The sequence below is a fragment of the uncultured Oxalicibacterium sp. genome (genome assembly GCF_913776015.1).
GTDB lineage: Bacteria > Pseudomonadota > Gammaproteobacteria > Burkholderiales > Burkholderiaceae_D > Oxalicibacterium.
In genome coordinates, this window is record NZ_CAJYMD010000082.1 from 33,103 (window position 1) to 50,787 (window position 17,685).

15 protein-coding genes are annotated in these 17,685 nt (G+C 55.5%); 5 read left to right on the plus strand and 10 right to left on the minus strand.

Annotation, left to right across the window (positions count from 1 at the left end; genetic code table 11):
• Nucleotides 1-15: 15 nt before the first annotated feature.
• The 8 genes from QZ725_RS14880 to QZ725_RS14915 all read right to left on the minus strand — a co-directional run bounded on the left by QZ725_RS14880 (nt 16) and on the right by QZ725_RS14915 (nt 8,933).
• Nucleotides 16-2,874, minus strand: a complete 2,859-nt coding sequence (locus QZ725_RS14880) for a 2-oxoglutarate dehydrogenase E1 component (RefSeq protein WP_293781378.1) — start codon at nt 2,872-2,874, stop codon at nt 16-18.
• A gap of 191 nt (nt 2,875-3,065) precedes the next feature.
• Nucleotides 3,066-4,367, minus strand: coding sequence for a citrate synthase (gltA, locus tag QZ725_RS14885; protein ID WP_293781381.1), 1,302 nt, complete (start codon nt 4,365-4,367; stop codon nt 3,066-3,068).
• A 75-nt stretch (nt 4,368-4,442) separates the two neighbouring features.
• On the minus strand, nt 4,443-4,712 hold the full coding sequence (locus QZ725_RS14890; protein ID WP_293781384.1) for a succinate dehydrogenase assembly factor 2: 270 nt from the start codon (nt 4,710-4,712) through the stop codon (nt 4,443-4,445).
• A gap of 23 nt (nt 4,713-4,735) precedes the next feature.
• Nucleotides 4,736-5,446, minus strand: a complete 711-nt coding sequence (locus QZ725_RS14895) for a succinate dehydrogenase iron-sulfur subunit (protein WP_293781387.1) — start codon at nt 5,444-5,446, stop codon at nt 4,736-4,738.
• 9 nt (nt 5,447-5,455) lie between these two features.
• Complete coding sequence (gene sdhA, locus QZ725_RS14900) at nt 5,456-7,234, minus strand: succinate dehydrogenase flavoprotein subunit (RefSeq protein WP_293781390.1); 1,779 nt, start codon at nt 7,232-7,234, stop codon at nt 5,456-5,458.
• A 1-nt stretch (nt 7,235) separates the two neighbouring features.
• Nucleotides 7,236-7,604 (minus strand): succinate dehydrogenase, hydrophobic membrane anchor protein, encoded by a 369-nt coding sequence (gene sdhD, locus QZ725_RS14905; protein ID WP_293781393.1) that lies wholly within the window; start codon nt 7,602-7,604, stop codon nt 7,236-7,238.
• A complete protein-coding gene (gene sdhC / locus QZ725_RS14910; RefSeq protein ID WP_293781396.1) occupies nt 7,601-8,011 on the minus strand; it encodes a succinate dehydrogenase, cytochrome b556 subunit in 411 nt (136 codons plus the stop codon). The genes sdhD and sdhC overlap by 4 nt, the downstream gene beginning before the upstream one ends.
• Before the next feature lie 136 nt (nt 8,012-8,147).
• A complete protein-coding gene (locus QZ725_RS14915; protein WP_293781399.1) occupies nt 8,148-8,933 on the minus strand; it encodes a GntR family transcriptional regulator in 786 nt (261 codons plus the stop codon).
• Between the two features lie 284 nt (nt 8,934-9,217).
• On the opposite strand from QZ725_RS14915, the gene QZ725_RS14920 reads away from it, so the two are divergent.
• From QZ725_RS14920 to QZ725_RS14940, 5 genes are all read left to right on the plus strand, one after another.
• The gene (locus QZ725_RS14920) at nt 9,218-10,207 is read left to right on the plus strand and encodes a malate dehydrogenase (protein ID WP_293781402.1); all 990 of its coding nucleotides are present in this window, start codon (nt 9,218-9,220) and stop codon (nt 10,205-10,207) included.
• 90 nt (nt 10,208-10,297) lie between these two features.
• Nucleotides 10,298-11,272 carry a CoA ester lyase gene (locus QZ725_RS14925; RefSeq protein WP_293781405.1) on the plus strand — a complete coding sequence of 325 codons (975 nt, stop codon included), beginning with the start codon at nt 10,298-10,300 and terminating at the stop codon, nt 11,270-11,272.
• 58 nt (nt 11,273-11,330) lie between these two features.
• Nucleotides 11,331-11,825 (plus strand): hypothetical protein, encoded by a 495-nt coding sequence (locus QZ725_RS14930; protein ID WP_293781408.1) that lies wholly within the window; start codon nt 11,331-11,333, stop codon nt 11,823-11,825.
• Between the two features lie 149 nt (nt 11,826-11,974).
• Nucleotides 11,975-14,698, plus strand: a complete 2,724-nt coding sequence (gene acnA, locus QZ725_RS14935) for an aconitate hydratase AcnA (RefSeq protein WP_293781411.1) — start codon at nt 11,975-11,977, stop codon at nt 14,696-14,698.
• Nucleotides 14,699-14,822: 124 nt separating this feature from the next.
• Complete coding sequence (locus QZ725_RS14940) at nt 14,823-16,037, plus strand: DUF2863 family protein (protein WP_293781414.1); 1,215 nt, start codon at nt 14,823-14,825, stop codon at nt 16,035-16,037.
• Between the two features lie 18 nt (nt 16,038-16,055).
• Here QZ725_RS14940 and QZ725_RS14945 read toward each other — a convergent pair whose 3' ends face one another.
• Both QZ725_RS14945 and QZ725_RS14950 read right to left on the minus strand, forming a co-directional pair.
• Nucleotides 16,056-16,520 (minus strand): CYTH domain-containing protein, encoded by a 465-nt coding sequence (locus QZ725_RS14945; RefSeq protein ID WP_293781417.1) that lies wholly within the window; start codon nt 16,518-16,520, stop codon nt 16,056-16,058.
• Complete coding sequence (locus QZ725_RS14950) at nt 16,517-17,650, minus strand: M14-type cytosolic carboxypeptidase (protein ID WP_293781420.1); 1,134 nt, start codon at nt 17,648-17,650, stop codon at nt 16,517-16,519. The genes QZ725_RS14945 and QZ725_RS14950 overlap by 4 nt, the downstream gene beginning before the upstream one ends.
• Between the last annotated feature and the right edge of the window lie 35 nt (nt 17,651-17,685).

Genomic DNA, 17,685 nt, shown 5'->3' on the forward strand with positions numbered 1-17,685 from the left:
CTTGTCGCAGGGTCTTTATTTTGTTTGCACAAAACCTTTTAATTTGGCAAAAGCCGCTTCAACCAATGCCTTCTGCTGCGCATAGTGCTTGTCGTAGTAACCAACTGCCGGTGCAGCACTGGCCGGACGTCCTGAATAAGCCAGCTTCTGTCCTTCCGCCATGTTTTCCAGAATGTTGTGTTGAATCTGGAACCATGCACCCTGGTTTTGCGGTTCATCCTGCGCCCAGACAAGTTCAGTGACATTCGGAAACTTCCGAAGTTCGGCAGCGAAGGACTTGTGCGGGAACGGATACAACTGCTCGAGACGAATGATGGCGACATCGTTCTGGTTACGCTCCTTGCGAGCGGCCGCCAAATCGTAATAGACACGGCCCGAGCAGGCGATGATGCGCTTGACCTTCTTCGGATCGATCTTGTCATCAACCTCGCCGATCACGGTCTGGAACGATCCCTTCGCCAGTTCGCTCAGCGGCGAACCGGCATCCTTGTTCCGCAACAGCGATTTCGGCGTCATGATGACCAACGGCTTGCGGAACAGGCGAATCATCTGACGACGCAGCAGATGGAAAATCTGTGCTGCAGTGGTTGGCTGCACGACTTGCATGTTGTTGTCGGCGCACAGTTGCAGGAAGCGCTCGGGACGTGCTGACGAGTGCTCCGGCCCCTGCCCTTCGTAACCGTGCGGCAGCATCATGACGAGGCCGGAGACGCGGCCCCATTTCACTTCGCCCGAACTGATGAATTGGTCGATCACAACCTGCGCACCATTGGCAAAATCGCCGAACTGCGCCTCCCAGATCACCAGCGTGTTCGGCTCTGCCGTCGAATAGCCGTATTCGAACGCAAGCACGGCTTCCTCCGACAGTACCGAATCGATCACACGGAACCATGCCTGCTGATCGGAGACGTTTTGCAACGGGCAATACGTGCCGGCATCCCAGCGCTCGCGATTCTGGTCATGCAGAATCGCGTGGCGATGCACGAACGTACCACGTCCGGAATCCTGCCCCGTCAGACGTACTGCGTAGCCGGAACTGACCAGCGAGGCGTAGGCCAGATGTTCGGCCATGCCCCAGTCCAGATTCATTTCGCCCTTGCCCATCGCACGACGATCTTCGAGTACCTTCTCGACCAGCGGATGCACCTTGAAGTTTTCCGGGATGGTCGTGATGCGTTCCGACAAGCGTTTGAGTTCCGTCATCGGCACAGCCGTATCGGCAGCATCGGTCCACTTGCGATTCAGGAAAGGCAGCCAGTCGACGGCATACTTGCTCTTAAAGTTGGAAATGACCGGATCGATCGTATGCTTGCCCGCATCCATCGCATCGCGGAACGCCTTGACGAGTTCTTCACCATCCTCATCCTTGATCGCGCCCTGTGCCAGCAACTTGTCTGCATACAGTTTGCGGGTGCCCGGCAACTGAGCGATACGCTTGTACATCAGCGGTTGCGTCAAGGCCGGCGTGTCCTGCTCGTTGTGGCCAAGCTTGCGGTAGCAGATGATATCCACCACGATGTCCTTGCGGAATTCGAGACGGTAGTCGAGTGCAATCTGCGCCGCCAATACCACTGCTTCGGGATCGTCGCCATTGACGTGCAATACAGGCGCCTCGATCATCTTCGCCACGTCCGAACAGTACAAGGTGGAGCGCGAATCACGTGGATCGGATGTTGTGAAGCCGATCTGGTTATTGATGATGATGTGTACCGTACCGCCCGTGCCGTAGCCACGCGTTTGCGCCAGATTCAGGGTCTCCATCACGACGCCCTGCCCGGCAAATGCGGCATCGCCATGAATCAGCACCGGCAATACCTGCTGCGATGGATCATTGACACCACGGCGCTCGATACGCGCGCGCACGGAGCCTTCCACCACGGGATTGACGATTTCAAGATGCGATGGGTTGAACGCCAGCGAGAGATGCACTGGACCACCCGGCGTACTGATATCGGACGAAAAGCCCTGGTGATACTTGACGTCACCCGAAGGCAAGTCATCGCCATGACGACCTTCGAATTCGGCAAACAATTCCTGTGGCGTCTTGCCGAGGATGTTGACGAGTACATTGAGTCGGCCACGGTGCGCCATGCCGATCACGATTTCCTGCACGCCCTTTTCGCCACCGCGCTGAATCACTTCATCCAGCGCCGCGATGAAGCTTTCGCTTCCTTCGAGCGAAAAACGCTTCTGACCGACATATTTCGTATGCAGATACCGTTCCAGGCCTTCGGCTGCAGTCAAGCGTTCGAGGATGTGTCGTTTTTTCTCGATTCCGAAGGTTGCCTGCGACCGCGTGGATTCGAATTTCTCCTGCAACCAGAGCTTGGGCTTAGGGTCGCTGATGTACATGAATTCCGGTCCGATCGAACGGCAGTACGTATCGCGCAAGGCATTGAGCAGATCGCGCAAGGAGGCATTCTCGGTACCGAAATAGGTATTGCTGATGTTGAACACGATGTCCATGTCCGCATCGGTGAAGCCGTAATAGGACGGTTCGAGTTGCGGAATGGGAGGACGCTCCTGACGCTGCAGCGGGTCGAGATTGGCCCAATTGTTGCCAAGTACGCGATAGGCCGCAATCAACTGCGCGACGGCAACACGCTTGCGCTCCATCTCTGGATCGGCAGCCGCAGTAACTGTACGAATGGGACCGTGTTTGGCGCGCTCGGCAAACGAGGCGATCACGGAAGCATGGGCCACATCGGGACGAGTCGAACCGTCCACTGCCGGCACATGCTGCATGGCGTCGAAATACGCGCGCCAGTTGTCGGGTACGGAACCCGGGTTGTCCAGATACGCCTCGTAGAGTTCTTCAACGTAAGGCGCATTTCCTCCAAACAGATAGGAATTGGAGATCGACTGCTGCATCATCTTTTGCTCACCTTTCTTCGCGCTTCGCGAGATTAGCGGGTTGTTCAACCTTCCGCGACACGGCCTGACCGGTTAGCGGATTGCACACCAAGTTGTGGGGAAGGACTGGGAATTACATAGATGTCTGTTGCAATGGAAAGAGCTTAACTGCAAAACGGGGAGCGTGCACAACACGCTCCCCATCATTTTTTTCAATCCTTGTTCGATACGTCGCGATGTTTTTCGCCGATGTACAACTGACGTGGACGACCGATCTTCTGTTCAGGATCGGAAATCATTTCATTCCACTGTGCAACCCAGCCTACCGTACGCGCCATCGCAAAGATGCCGGTGAACAACTGAACCGGAATACCGAGCGCCGACTGCACGATGCCCGAATAGAAATCGACGTTCGGATACAGTTTGCGCGACACGAAATATTCGTCCTCAAGCGCGATGCGTTCCAGTTCCATCGCCAGTTTGAACAGGGGATCGTCACGCAGTCCGAGTTCTTCCAGCACTTCGTAGCAGGTTTCACGCATCAGCTTGGCACGTGGATCGAAATTCTTGTAGACGCGATGGCCGAAGCCCATGAGCTTGAAGCCAGAGTTCTTGTCCTTGGCTTTTTCCAGATATTCAGGAATGCGATCAACCGAGCCGATTTCCTTCAGCATGTTGAGTGCCGCTTCATTGGCACCGCCATGTGCCGGCCCCCACAGACAGGCAATACCTGCCGCGATACAACCGAAGGGGTTCGCGCCCGACGAACCAGCCAGACGCACGGTCGAGGTGGAAGCATTCTGCTCATGATCTGCATGCAGCAACAAAATGCGATCCAGCGCACGCACCAGCACGTCGTTGATGCGATATTGCTCGCTCGGCGTGGAGAACATCATGTGCATGAAATTCGCGGTGTACGACAGATCATTACGCGGATACACGAAAGGATGGCCGACCGAATACTTGTACGACATTGCAACCAACGTTGGCATTTTCGCGATCAGGCGAATCGCCGACAGTTCACGATGATGGGCATCGCTGATGTCGAGCGCATCGTGATAGAAAGATGCCAGCGCACCGACCGTCCCCACCAGCACCGACATCGGATGCGCATCGCGGCGGAAGCCACGGAAGAAGAACTGCATCTGCTCGTGCAGCATCGTGTGTTTCTTGACGGTACCGACGAAGTCATTTTTTTCAGCCGCGCTTGGAAGATCGCCCTTGAGCAGCAGATGGCTGATATCCATGAAATCGTTGTTCATGGCCAGTTGCTCGATCGGATAGCCGCGATACAGCAGCTCGCCCTTGTCACCATCAATATAGGTAATGGTCGAATCGCACGACGCCGTCGACATGAAGCCAGGGTCATAGCTGAATTTACCCGTATTGCCGTAGAGCTTGCGCATGTCGATCACATCGGGGCCGAGGCTTCCCTTGTAAATCGGCAGCTCCACCGATGGCGAACCGTCGGAAAACGACAGCGTGGCTTTGGTGTCAGATTGTGCTTGTGGCATGGCTCTTCCTTCTAGTAACAAGGGACGATTCCGGGAAATCGCAAATAAACAGACCGAAACGGACAGATTACGGTGTCAGGCAGACCGCAGTCTTTCCAGTAGCGCATGAACATGCGGAAGATCATTTTCACCCTCCGGTTCGCTGCGCGCCAACAGCAGATTCAGCAAATCGTTATCCGGCAATTCCATCAGCAGTGAAAAAGCATCCACCTCTTCATCACTGAGCGTTTCTTCGTGCGCATCCAGAAAACGGGTAATCAGCAAATCGTTTTCCAGCAGACCGCGGCGGCTACGCCAACGCAATCTGGCACGCTTGACGGGATCGGCTTGGTGTTGCATCGGCATGGTCGATCCTGAAAAACGCGACACTATACAGTACGCCGAACCATCAGTTCCTTGATTTTGCCAATCGCACGCGTCGGATTGAGGCCTTTGGGGCAAACATCCACGCAATTCATGATCGTATGGCAGCGGAACAAACGGTACGGATCTTCAAGATTGTCGAGTCGCGCCCCCGTTGCCTCATCGCGGCTATCGGCAATAAAGCGGTAGGCTTGCAGCAAGCCTGCGGGACCGACGAACTTGTCCGGGTTCCACCAGAAAGAAGGACAAGACGTCGAGCAGCAGGCGCACAGAATGCATTCGTACAGGCCATCCAGTTCTTCGCGCTCGGCGGGCGTCTGCAATCTTTCCTTTTCAGGAGGAATTGTATCGTTAATCAGATAAGGCTTGATCGAGTCGTATTGCTTGAAGAACTGCGTCATGTCCACGATCAGGTCGCGAATCACGGGCAAACCCGGCAAAGGTCGCAAGACGATCGGCTCGGTCAGTTCATTGAGATTGGTGATGCAGGCAAGGCCATTCTTGCCATTGATGTTCATGGCGTCCGAACCGCACACGCCTTCGCGGCAGGAGCGGCGCAAGGCGAGCGAATCGTCAACCGTCGCCTTGATGCGTTGCAAGGCATCGAGCAGCATCTTGTCGTGGTCATGCAACTCCACCGTCACATCCTGCATGTACGGCTTGGCATCCTTGTCAGGATCGTAGCGATAGATCTGAAGTCTGAGCGTGCGTGCCATGTTCTGACCTTAGAAAGTACGTGGTTTCGGTTTGAAGGTTTCGACTGTCAACGGCTTGGTGACGACCGGCTTATAGTCGAGGCGATTGCCTTCCGAGTAGAACAGCGAATGCTTCATCCAGTTGTCGTCGTCGCGCTTTTCATAATCGCGATGGGCGTGCGCACCGCGCGATTCCTTGCGTGCCGCTGCCGAGACGATGGTTGCCTTGGCGGTTTCGATCAGATTGTCAAGTTCCAGCGCTTCGACACGCGCCGTGTTGAAAACACGCGATTTATCCTTGAACGACACATGCTTGCGACGCTCGTCGAGTTCCATGATTTTCTTAACACCGCTCTGTAGCAGTTCGTCGGTACGGAACACGCCGCAGTGGTGTTGCATGGTCGAACGGATCGCATTGGCAACATCCTGCACGCGTTCGCTACCTGTGCTGCTTTCCAGACGTGACAAGCGCGACAGCGCCACATCAGCGGCATCCCCAGGCAGCGACTTGTGCTGCCGTTTACGCAGATTGCTGGCAACAATGTGGTTGCCAGCCGCACGACCAAACACGATCAGATCGAGCAGAGAATTGGTACCGAGGCGATTGGCACCGTGCACCGATACGCAAGCGCATTCGCCGATGGCATACAGTCCGTTGACGACATGATTCGGATTGCCGTTGCGCGGCTCGACAACCTGGCCGTGGATATTGGTCGGGATACCGCCCATTTGATAATGGATGGTCGGCACTACCGGAATCGGCTCGCGCGTCGCATCGACGTTGGCGAATTTGTGTGCGATCTCCAGAATCGAAGGCAAACGCTTGCGGATGGTATCGGCGCCGATGTGGCGCAAATCCAGCAAGACGTGATCTTTGTTTGGACCGACGCCGCGCCCTTCCTTGATTTCCTGATCCATCGAACGCGAAACAAAATCGCGCGGCGCCAGATCCTTGAGCGTCGGCGCGTAGCGTTCCATGAAGCGCTCGCCCTGGCTGTTGACCAGAATACCGCCCTCGCCGCGCACGCCTTCGGTAATCAATACACCGGCACCAGCGACGCCCGTCGGATGGAACTGCCAGAACTCCATGTCTTCCAGCGGCAACCCGGCTCGCGCCGCCATGCCGATACCGTCACCGGTATTGATGAAGGCATTGGTTGAAGCAGCCCAGATACGCCCTGCCCCGCCCGTGGCGAAAAGGGTGGTCTTCGCTTCCAGCATCATGACGTTGCCGGTTTCCATTTCCAGCGCAACGACACCGATCACATCACCTTCGGCATCACGCATCAGATCGATCGCCATCCATTCGACAAAGAAATGGGTACGCGCACGCACATTGCGCTGATACAGCGTATGCAGCAAGGCATGGCCGGTACGGTCAGCGGCCGCACAGGCGCGCTGCACCGGCTTTTCGCCAAAATTGGCAGTATGGCCACCAAACGGGCGTTGATAAATCGTGCCATCGCTGTTGCGGTCAAACGGCAAGCCGAAATGCTCGAGTTCGTAGACGACTTTCGGTGCCTCACGACACATGAATTCGATGGCATCCTGATCGCCCAGATAATCCGAGCCCTTGACGGTATCGAACATGTGCCAATACCAGTTATCCTCGGCCATATTGCCCAGCGAAGCGCCAATACCGCCCTGCGCTGCGACCGTATGCGAGCGCGTCGGAAAAACCTTGGACAGCACAGCGACATTCAGGCCGGCTTCGGCAAGCTGCAAGGATGCGCGCATGCCGGAGCCTCCCGCACCAACAATCACGGCATCGAAATGGCGCGAGGGAATCGCAGTTTTGATTGCAGCCAAGTTACGCTCTCCAGAGAATCTGCGCCGCCCAACCGGCGGATGCGACCAGCCACAGAATCGTGGCGACCTGCAAGGCAAGACGAATCGACACTGGTTTGATGTAATCCATCCAGATGTCGCGCACGCCAACCCAGGCATGATAAAAGAGGGAAAGCAAAGCAACGAACGTCAGCAATTTGAACCATTGCTGCGCGAATAGCCCGGCCCAGCCTTCATAACTGATTTCGCTGGCACCCAAAAAGGCCACCAGCAACACGATCGTATAGACCGCCATGACGATGGCAGTCACGCGTTGCGCCAGCCATTCTTTCAGGCCGTAATGCGCACCGACGACAAGTCGATGCGGTCCGATATTGTCCTTTGCCATCAAAATGCTCCAAACAGTTTGAGCGCGACCAATGCGGTCAGCGGCAAGCTCACGGCAAATACGCCAACGGCAGATTTTCTGGCTGACACCTTATCCACGCCTATATGCAAATCCATGAACAAATGACGAATGCCTGCGCAGAAGTGATGCAGATACGCCCACGCCAGTCCGAGAATGATCAATTTAACGAACCAGTGCGAAGCGATGCCCTGAAAATGCGCGAACGATATTTCCGACAGCAGGCTTTTATCCAGCAGATAAAGGATGAAAGGCAAAAGAAGGAAAAGGAATGCGCCGCTGACGCGATGCAGAATCGACAAGATGCCAGCCAGTGGCAACCGATAACGCATGAGATCGGTTACGTGAATATTACGGAACTCTGGCTTGGCGACTTTGCGTGGATCAACCATGGCTTTACTTTCCGAAATGAGAGTAGCCCCACATTCTCACCGATTTTGTTGTCACCCAGCTTACAGCGTTAATTTTTTTCATTGATCGTCTCCGCTTTTCATCTTATCGAATGGGCTGCCATTCGCTCTGCCCCGCTCAACTCAATTCGTTATGGTAGTGATGCCCGTTGGTGACGTAGAAGGAACGGCGCACTTCCACGGGCTTTTCTTCATAGGTATAAGAAACGCGATGCACGCTTAACAATGGGGTATTCAAAGGCACCTTCAACAGCTCGGCAGTTTTGGCGTCCGCCGCTACGGCATGGATACGCTCGGTCGCACGCAACATCTGCATGCCGTATTCGGTCTCAAGCAAGGCATACATCGGCCCCTTGTAATCACGCATACGCTCGACGGAAAGACCCTTAAAGATCGCACTTGGCAACCAGAGTTCTTCGAGAATCGTGGGCGCACCGTCGAAAGACTGGATGCGCAAAAGGAAAATCATGGAATCGCCCGTTTTGATGTCCAGTTGACGGGCGATATCGGCAGGTGCACGCATACGACGCGCCTCGACAATCACATTATCGGGATAATGGGCCAGCCCGACATCGGGCTTCAACCGTAGAAAACGAAATTGCGAACGTGCCTCAAGATGGCTGGCGACGAACGTGCCCTTGCCTTGGCGCCGCACGACGAGATTCTCTGCCGCCAGCGCATCGATCGCCTTGCGCACTGTGCCCTGACTGACACCGAAACGGCTCGCCAGCTCCATTTCACTTGGAATCAGTTCACCGGGACGCCACTCGCTAGCCTGCAAGGCTTGCAGTATCAGCTTCTTGATCTGCTGGTAGAGCGGGCTGAAAGTTGGCGACTGCACTACATCCCCTGACGTCGACGACGTCGTCCGAGAAACGGGCAAGGAGGAATGTGCGGAACTCATGCGAAACATTTGAACATGAAACATCCTGCAACGTCCAGAAAAATCCGGCATAAATATGTCTTATATAAGACATAAGATAAATATTGACAGGTAGATGCAGCGGCACCTACACTCGCAAGCATGCAGTTATCCTGCCGAAGACACCCGCTTCTTACTTATAAGCAGAAAGAAGCCGCTAACCGGCCCGCATCACTAGGCTGACTTATCGCTTGTTCAACGGTATGATGAAGCGAGCAGAATGATTCAACGCACGGCCCCACCACTCACCCACTGTGGAGATCAATATGGCTAAACAACCCCTGCGTGTTGCCGTCACCGGCGCAGCCGGCCAGATCGGTTATTCCCTGCTGTTTCGCATCGCCAACGGCGACATGCTTGGCAAGGACCAGCCCGTCATTCTGCAATTGCTTGAAATCGCGGATGAAAAGCCGCAAAAGGCGCTGCATGGCGTGATGATGGAACTAGAGGATTGCGCCTTCCCGCTGCTCGCCGGCATGAGCGCGCACAGCGATCCGCGCGATGCTTTCAAGGATGCGGATGTCGCCCTGCTGGTCGGCTCCCGCCCGCGCGGCCCCGGCATGGAACGCAAGGATCTGCTGGAAGCCAATGCCAAGATCTTCACTGTACAGGGCAAGGCACTCAACGATGTCGCATCGCGCAACGTCAAGGTTCTCGTAGTCGGCAATCCGGCCAACACCAATGCTTACATCGCGATGAAATCCGCACCTGATCTGCCGCGCAAGAACTTCACCGCGATGCTGCGTCTCGATCACAATCGTGCGCTGTCCCAAATCGCCCTCAAACTCGGCAAACCCGTCGCATCGATCGATCGCATGTTCGTCTGGGGCAATCACTCGACGACCATGTATCCCGACTACCGTTTCGCCACCGCCGATGGCGCATCCGTACGCGATGCGATCCATGACGAAGCCTGGAACAACGACGTTTTTCTACCCACAGTCAGCAAGCGCGGTGCAGCCATCATCGAGGCACGCGGGCTCTCGTCCGCCGCTTCCGCTGCCAACGCTGCCGTCCACCATGTACGCGACTGGCTGCTAGGCACCAATGGAAAATGGACCACGATGGGAATTCCGACCGATGGCAGCTATGGGATTTCGGAAGACATCATTTTCGGCTTCCCGGTGACGACCGAAAATGGCGAATACAAAATCGTCGAAGGGCTCGACATGGACACGTTTTCCAAGGAACATATCGATCTCAGCCTCAAGGAGCTTGTTGAAGAGCGCGAAAGCATCAAACACCTTCTTAGTTGACAGAAACATTGCAAAAAGACGGATGCTCTGCCATCCGTCTTTTTCTTGAACCAGCCATTTTAAGCCAGCCGCAGCCAGCACAAATCATTCATGTATCCCTCCGAAGTCCTGTTCCAGGGCACCCGCCTGCCGGTGTCCATTCCCGTTTGTGATCACTATGCCGGCTCGGAAAAGCTGATGCGCAAATCGCTGGCACTGCAACATGAACTCGGTCCGGTTTTCGATATCACCTTCGATTGCGAAGATGGGGCGGCGCACGGCAATGAAGAAAACCATGCGCATCTGATCGGTAAGCTGCTGGCAGATCCGGAGCAGAATCGTTTCGGCCGCATTGGCGTCCGCGTCCATGATCTCGGCAGCACATTCTTTGAGAAAGACGTCGCCATCATCCTTGAGCATGCTGCGCAACAGCTTGCCTATATCGTGGTACCCAAGGTCAATAGTGCCGAGGATGCGCGCAATGCAATCGAACTCATCAACCGTCTGGCCAATCCCTATGGGCGTCGCAACCTGCCGGTTCATGTGTTGATCGAAAGCCACGGTTCGTTGACAGATGTACACGCCATTGCGGCCTTGCCGCAGGTAGAATGCCTGTCGTTCGGTGTCATGGACTTTGTTTCCGAGCATTACGGTGCCATTCCGGGGGAAGCAATGCGCTCTCCCGGCCAGTTCACCCATCCGCTGGTAAAACGCGCCAAGATAGAAATTGCGGCCGCCTGCCATGCGTACGGTAAAACGCCATCGCATAACGTCACGACCGAAATACGTGATCTATCGGTGGTGAAGAATGATGCGCATCTGGCGGCGACACAGTTTGGCTATACCCGTATGTGGAGTATTCATCCTGAGCAGATTCGCCCCATCGTGCAGGCTTTTTCACCAAAACTCGATGAAGTGAACGATGCGGCTGCCATTCTGTCGCAAGCTCAGGCCGCGCAATGGGGGCCGACGCGCTACAAGGACACGCTACATGATCGCGCCAGTTACCGTTACTACTGGACGATCCTGCAGCGTGCAAAACTGAGTGGCATGGCTTTGCCGGACGCTGCCCAAGCCCTAATTTGATTTGATTCGACAAATATTCTCTTCTGGCGAAAGACTGGAAGACCTCATGGAGAAATGCATGAAAAAACTGATCTGCGCCTTGCTGCTTGCCGGCATGGCATCGGCTGCTCCCGGTGTATTCGCGCAAGCGTCCGCACCGGCAAAAAAGGAAACCACAAAAAAACCGGCAGTCAAGAAGGCGGCGAAACCTGCTGCGGCAGCCGCAGTAGCAGGTGGTGCACTGGTCGCTGACGAGAAAGAAGAAGATCTGGGCAAGGCGAATATCGAAGGTTCGATCGTGACCGAATACATGTGCGAGTTCGGCGTCAAGATCACCGTCTATCACAACGAAGGTGACGATCAATATATCGCATTGCGCTGGAAAAACTCCGTCGAACGCCTGCGCCGCATTGGCACCACGACCGGCGCCAACCGCTTCGAGAATCGCCGCTATGGCATCGTCTGGATCAACATTCCGACCAAGGCCATGTTGCTGGATTCGCGCAAGGGCCAACAACTGGCCAACGAATGCCGCAATCCGGAACAGCAAAAGGCTTTTGCCGCAAAGGGTTGATGTCATCTGGTTCGGGCAAATGTGTTTGGCCCGAACAGCGCTAAGCGCGACATCCCGTCTTGTGGCCGACAGGGGTGATGTCGCTGAAAACATCTGATTTTCGGTCAATCCAGTTCGTCTAGCATCAATTTCGCATCAAGGAGAAAAACATGTCGCGCAACACATTGAATACGCTCAAGGAATTCAATATTTCAGGTTCCCGGAAAGGCGCGTTCTATTCGCTGCCGGCATTGGGCAAGAAACTCGGCGTCAACGTTTCGCGCCTGCCCGTTTCCATCCGTATCGTGCTCGAGGCGGTGTTGCGTAACTGCGATGGCAAGAAAGTCACCGAAGAACACGTGCAGCAACTGGCGCAATGGCAACCGAATGCACAGCGCACGGAAGAAATTCCCTTCGTCGTATCGCGCGTGGTGCTGCAGGATTTTACCGGTGTACCGCTGCTAGCCGATCTGGCCGCCATGCGCGGCGTCGCTTCGCGCATGGGCAAGAATCCGAAGAACATTGAGCCGCTGGTGCCGGTCGATCTGGTCGTCGATCACTCGGTGCAGATCGATCACTTCCGTGAAAAGAAAGCCCTCGACCTGAACATGCGCCTCGAATTCGAACGCAATAACGAGCGCTACCAGTTCATGAAATGGGGCATGCAGGCATTCGATACCTTTGGCGTTGTGCCGCCAGGCTTCGGCATCGTGCACCAGGTCAACCTTGAATATCTGGCACGCGGCGTACACAAGAAAACCGAAGGCAAGCAAACCGTCTATTACCCGGATACGCTGGTCGGTACAGATTCGCACACCACCATGATCAACGGCATCGGCGTGGTTGGCTGGGGCGTCGGCGGCATCGAGGCCGAAGCCGGCATGCTGGGTCAACCAGTCTACTTCCTGACGCCGGACGTGGTCGGCGTGAACCTGACCGGTCAGTTGCGTCAGGGCGTCACCGCGACCGATCTGGTGCTGACCATCACCGAACTGCTGCGCAAGGAGAAAGTCGTCGGCAAGTTCGTCGAATTCTTTGGCGAAGGTACCGAATCGCTTTCGCTGACCGACCGCGCCACCATCGCGAACATGGCGCCTGAATATGGTGCGACCATGGGTTTCTTCCCGGTAGACGACGCCACGATCGATTACTTTAAGGGCACCGGCCGTACCAAGGCCGAAATCGAAGCCTTTGAATCCTACTTCAAGGCGCAAGGCCTGTTCGGCATTCCGAAATCGGGCGAAATCGATTACACCAATGTGGTCGCTCTCGACCTCGGTTCGGTTGCACCATCGCTGGCTGGTCCGAAACGTCCGCAAGACCGTATCGAAATCGGCAACGTCAAGCAGCAATTTGCCGATTTGTTTGTCAAGCCGGTGGCTGAAAACGGCTTCAACAAGAAAGCCGAAGATCTGGATGCCAGCTACACCAATGCCGATGGCGTACCCGTTCATAACGGCGATGTGCTGATTGCCGCGATTACCTCGTGTACCAATACGTCCAATCCGAGCGTCCTGCTGACCGCCGGCCTGCTGGCGAAAAAAGCCGTGGAAGCCGGTCTGAAGGTGGCACCACACATCAAGACCTCGCTGGCGCCAGGATCGCGCATCGTCACCACCTATCTCGAAGAAGCCGGCCTGCTGCCTTACCTAGAAAAACTGGGCTTCGGCGTCACGGCTTACGGCTGCACGACCTGCATCGGTAACGCCGGCGATCTGACACCTGCAATGAATGAAACCATCGTGCAGAACGATGTCGTCGCAGCGGCGGTGCTCTCGGGTAACCGCAACTTCGAAGCACGCATTCATCCGAATATTCGCGCCAACTTCCTTGCTTCGCCACCGCTGGTCGTCGCCTATGCCATCGCCGGTACCATCAAGCGTGACCTGATGACCGAGCCGGTCGGTCGCGGCAAAGGCGGCAAGGATATCTACCTGGGCGATATCTGGCCAACCACGCAAGAAGTCGCCAAGCTCATGAAGTTCGCCATGAATGCCAAGAACTTCAAGGACAACTACGCGCAAGTGAAAACCGCGCCGGGCAAACTGTGGGAACAGATCAAGGGCGTGGCGGAAGGCCAGGTCTACAACTGGCCACAATCGACCTACATTGCCGAACCACCGTTCTTCGCCGATTTTGCGATGGAGCCAGGTTCGACTGCCACCGTCATCAGCGGCGCACGCGCGCTGGGTGTCTTCGGCGATTCGATCACGACCGATCACATCTCACCTGCCGGCTCGATCAAGGACAGCAGCCCTGCCGGCAAATGGCTGACCGAAAACGGTGTCATGAAAGCCGACTTCAACTCTTACGGTTCGCGTCGCGGCAATCACGAAATCATGATGCGTGGCACCTTCGCCAACGTGCGTATCAAGAATCTGATGCTGCCAGCCAAAGAAGATGGCTCGCGTGTCGAAGGTGGCGTGACGCTGTATCAGCCAAGCGGCGAACAGATGTCGATCTACGACGCAGCCATGCGCTACCAGAATGAAGGCACGCCAACCATGGTGTTTGCCGGTGAAGAGTACGGCACCGGCTCCTCGCGTGACTGGGCTGCCAAGGGTACGCAACTGCTGGGCGTCAAGGCAGTGATCGCGCGTTCTTACGAACGCATCCATCGCTCGAATCTCGTTGGTATGGGCGTGCTGCCTCTGCAATTCCTGGGTAACGATAGCGTGACCACGCTCGGCATCAAGGGCGATGAGAGTTTCGATCTCAAAGGTCTGGATGGTGAACTGCGTCCGCAACAAGAGTTGCAATTGGTGATTCATCGCGCCGATGGCAGCACGCGGGAAGTACCTGTGCTGCTGCGTATCGATACGCCGATCGAAGTCGACTACTACAAGCACGGTGGCATTCTGCCCTTCGTGTTGCGCCAGTTGCTCGCTGCCTGATACGCCCCATCACCAACATAAAAAGCCGCATGCTTGCATGCGGCTTTTTTCATTTGTGCAATCTTGCCAATAAGCATTTCACAATTACTCTACAATAGTGAGTCTTGTCCTATTGATATTTTCTATGCGCCGTCCAATCAAACGTGCTCCTCGCAAACTATCCGCCGATGGTCAACGATTAACTACGCTCGCAAAAGCCATCATTCAGGCTTCGAGCCGCGTGGAAGAACGACAATGGGAAGGGCAAATGGATAGCCTGCTGCAGCGACTGCTGCGCACTCGTCATCAGGAAACATTGGATATCGCCCTCGACCAGCTCTTCAATGAAGCGCCAATGGCCTACGATGCGCTGACTGATGCCGCTGAAGCCGCCAGCGAATCCTGTCTGATCGAACAAAACGGCGTACGTTACGATGCGTTGCTATTGGCCGCACCCATCCTGGCGTGGACACGCTTCGCCATCGCTTCCGGCCCGATTCCTGCCGATATGGTCGCCACACTATCTGCGCATTTGCACGCGCATATTCTGGCGAGCGATGCGCGCATGGCGATGGCACCCATGCTGTTTTCGATCGACCAGTTACCACGCACGCACAGTGAAATTCATTTGCTGACCCAGCAAATGGCTCAGGCGGCATTGCATGGCACACCGATCAAGACCGTTGCACAGCCAGCAGAAACCGCTCCCTTCCTCGCCGATACCCGCTACCTGCTCGCCGCGATTGCCGTACCGGTAGGCGAACCGCTCTTCCGCTGGCAGGCTACAAGTAATCTTGCAGATCGCGACGAAGCACTCGCACAATGGAATACGCAAGCCATGCCTAACATCGCACGGCTGTTGCCGGGATGCGGTATCGAACTACTGTTGCCCGAAGCGTATTTCGTCGCGTGTCGCGAAGGCGACAAGCAGATTCGTCCCGCATCGATCCGCGCCGCTGTTCACTATCTGATACATACGTTGGGCGTAGAAGCACCGGCCTTGCAAGCCGTCATAGGCGGTTTTGGCGAAGATGGCGAACGTGTCGATGAATACCGCATCGGCTTTGCGCTGGTCAACCAGTCCGACATTCTGTATGGCGTGATCTGGCCACTCTATGGCGATGAAGAAGCAGAAGAAAATGCATTTGGCATGCTGGAAGCCGAACCGCGCAAATCCCCGCTCGAAGAGATTCACGCCTTGCTGGAAGAGTCAGGCATCATCCGCATCAAGCGGCATCTCGAACAATTCTCGATGGAATCGTGCGACGACTGTGGCGCCCCACTCTTTGCCGATCCCGATGGCGAACTCGTCCATGCCGAAATGCCGGAAGAAGCCGTCAACCCTGAACATCTGCATTAACTAAGTGCTCTTCCGAAGCTACCAGTTTCGGAAAGGATGCTTCAAAAGACTGGTATTGAAATAACGCGGATCTGCCGACACTTCCTGCCCTACCCAGTCCGGTTTGGCAAAAGCCTGCTCCTCGCTTTCCAGCTCGATCTCCGCCACCACCAATCCTTCGTTGTCGCCCAAGAAGGCATCCACTTCCCAAACCATGCCCTTATGGGTAACGCGCGTACGGGTCTTTTCAATCAAGGGACGCTCACATAAGGCATCCAGCATGCGGCTGGCCTCTTCAAGCGGAATGTCGTACTCCCATTCACTGCGACTGATGCCCTGCGCCTTGCCCTTGATCGTCAACATGGCGCGTGTGCCTTCGATGCGTACACGCACGACCCGTTCAGGTTGTGAGGACAAATATCCCTGGCGAATCAGCACAGGTTCACCCAGCGCACGCCAGGCATTTCCCTGCACCAGAAATTTTCTTTCGATTTCCGTGCTCATCGCGCTTCCTGCAGCACGTTATCGAGAATCGGCTTGAGCATGTCGCGTCCGAGACGGGCACTACGCTCGCCATTCCAGCCGACCTTGGGTTCCGGCGTGAGTGCATTGTCCTTGAATGGCATTTCCAGCGTGAGAGAAACGCACTTGAACGTATGGCCGACGTATTTGGAAGCTAGCTTCAACATATCCTCGCGATACTTGCCCGCAGCATAGCCATGTTCAGTCTGGAAATCCTCGCTGGCCTGCAACAGACGATCGACAAAGCGCTGCTGTTCTGCCATCTGTTGCGCGGTAAAGCCCTCAAGCATTTCACTTCCCGCCACAAAGACGTATGGCAATCCCTCATCGCCGTGGATGTCGAGAAAAAGATCGCATCCCGTTTCATGCATGCGCTGCCGCACATGAAACACTTCGGGACTACGCTCCAGCGTAGGTACCATCCATTCACGATTCAGATTGGCCCCGGCTGCATTAGTCCGTAAATTTCCCCGTACGGAGCCGTCGGGATTCATGTTTGGCACGACGTAGAAAACCGCATGCTGTAACGCGGCTTGCGCGGTTTCATTCTGCTCATCAAGCAAGGCATCAAGCATGCCTTCGACAAACCACTCTGCCATGCTCTCACCCGGATGCTGGCGAGCGATAATCCATACCTTGCGTCGTGCAGCCGGATTGCCAACAACAACCATATCCAGATCACGGCCATCTATCGTCTTACCCAGCCAGGCAATACGCGCCTTAGGTGAAAGCTGACAGCGCGACAGCAGATTCAAATGCCGTTCCCATGAATAAGGTTCGAAATAGGCAAAGTACATGCTGTCGTGCTTGGGCGTACAAGTGATGGTCAGGTCGCGCCCATCGAATACGGTAGGCACACGAAACCAGTTGATACGATCGTAACTTGCCGCCGCCTGATAATCTTTCCAGCCGTCCGGATACGTCGCCTTGTCGGCATCGACAATACGCAGCTTGCAGCGCTCCCCGTGCGCTCCTTGCAAACGGAAATAAAACCATTGCGCAAAATCCGCATGGCTGTCGGGGCGCAGACGCAACTCGATGGCTTGCGCTGATTCTGCGCTCACGACCTCGATGGCACCGGCATCGAAGGCGCTACTGATGATAGGAGTCATAGGATTTTTAGAACGAACAATCGCGAGATCAGTAT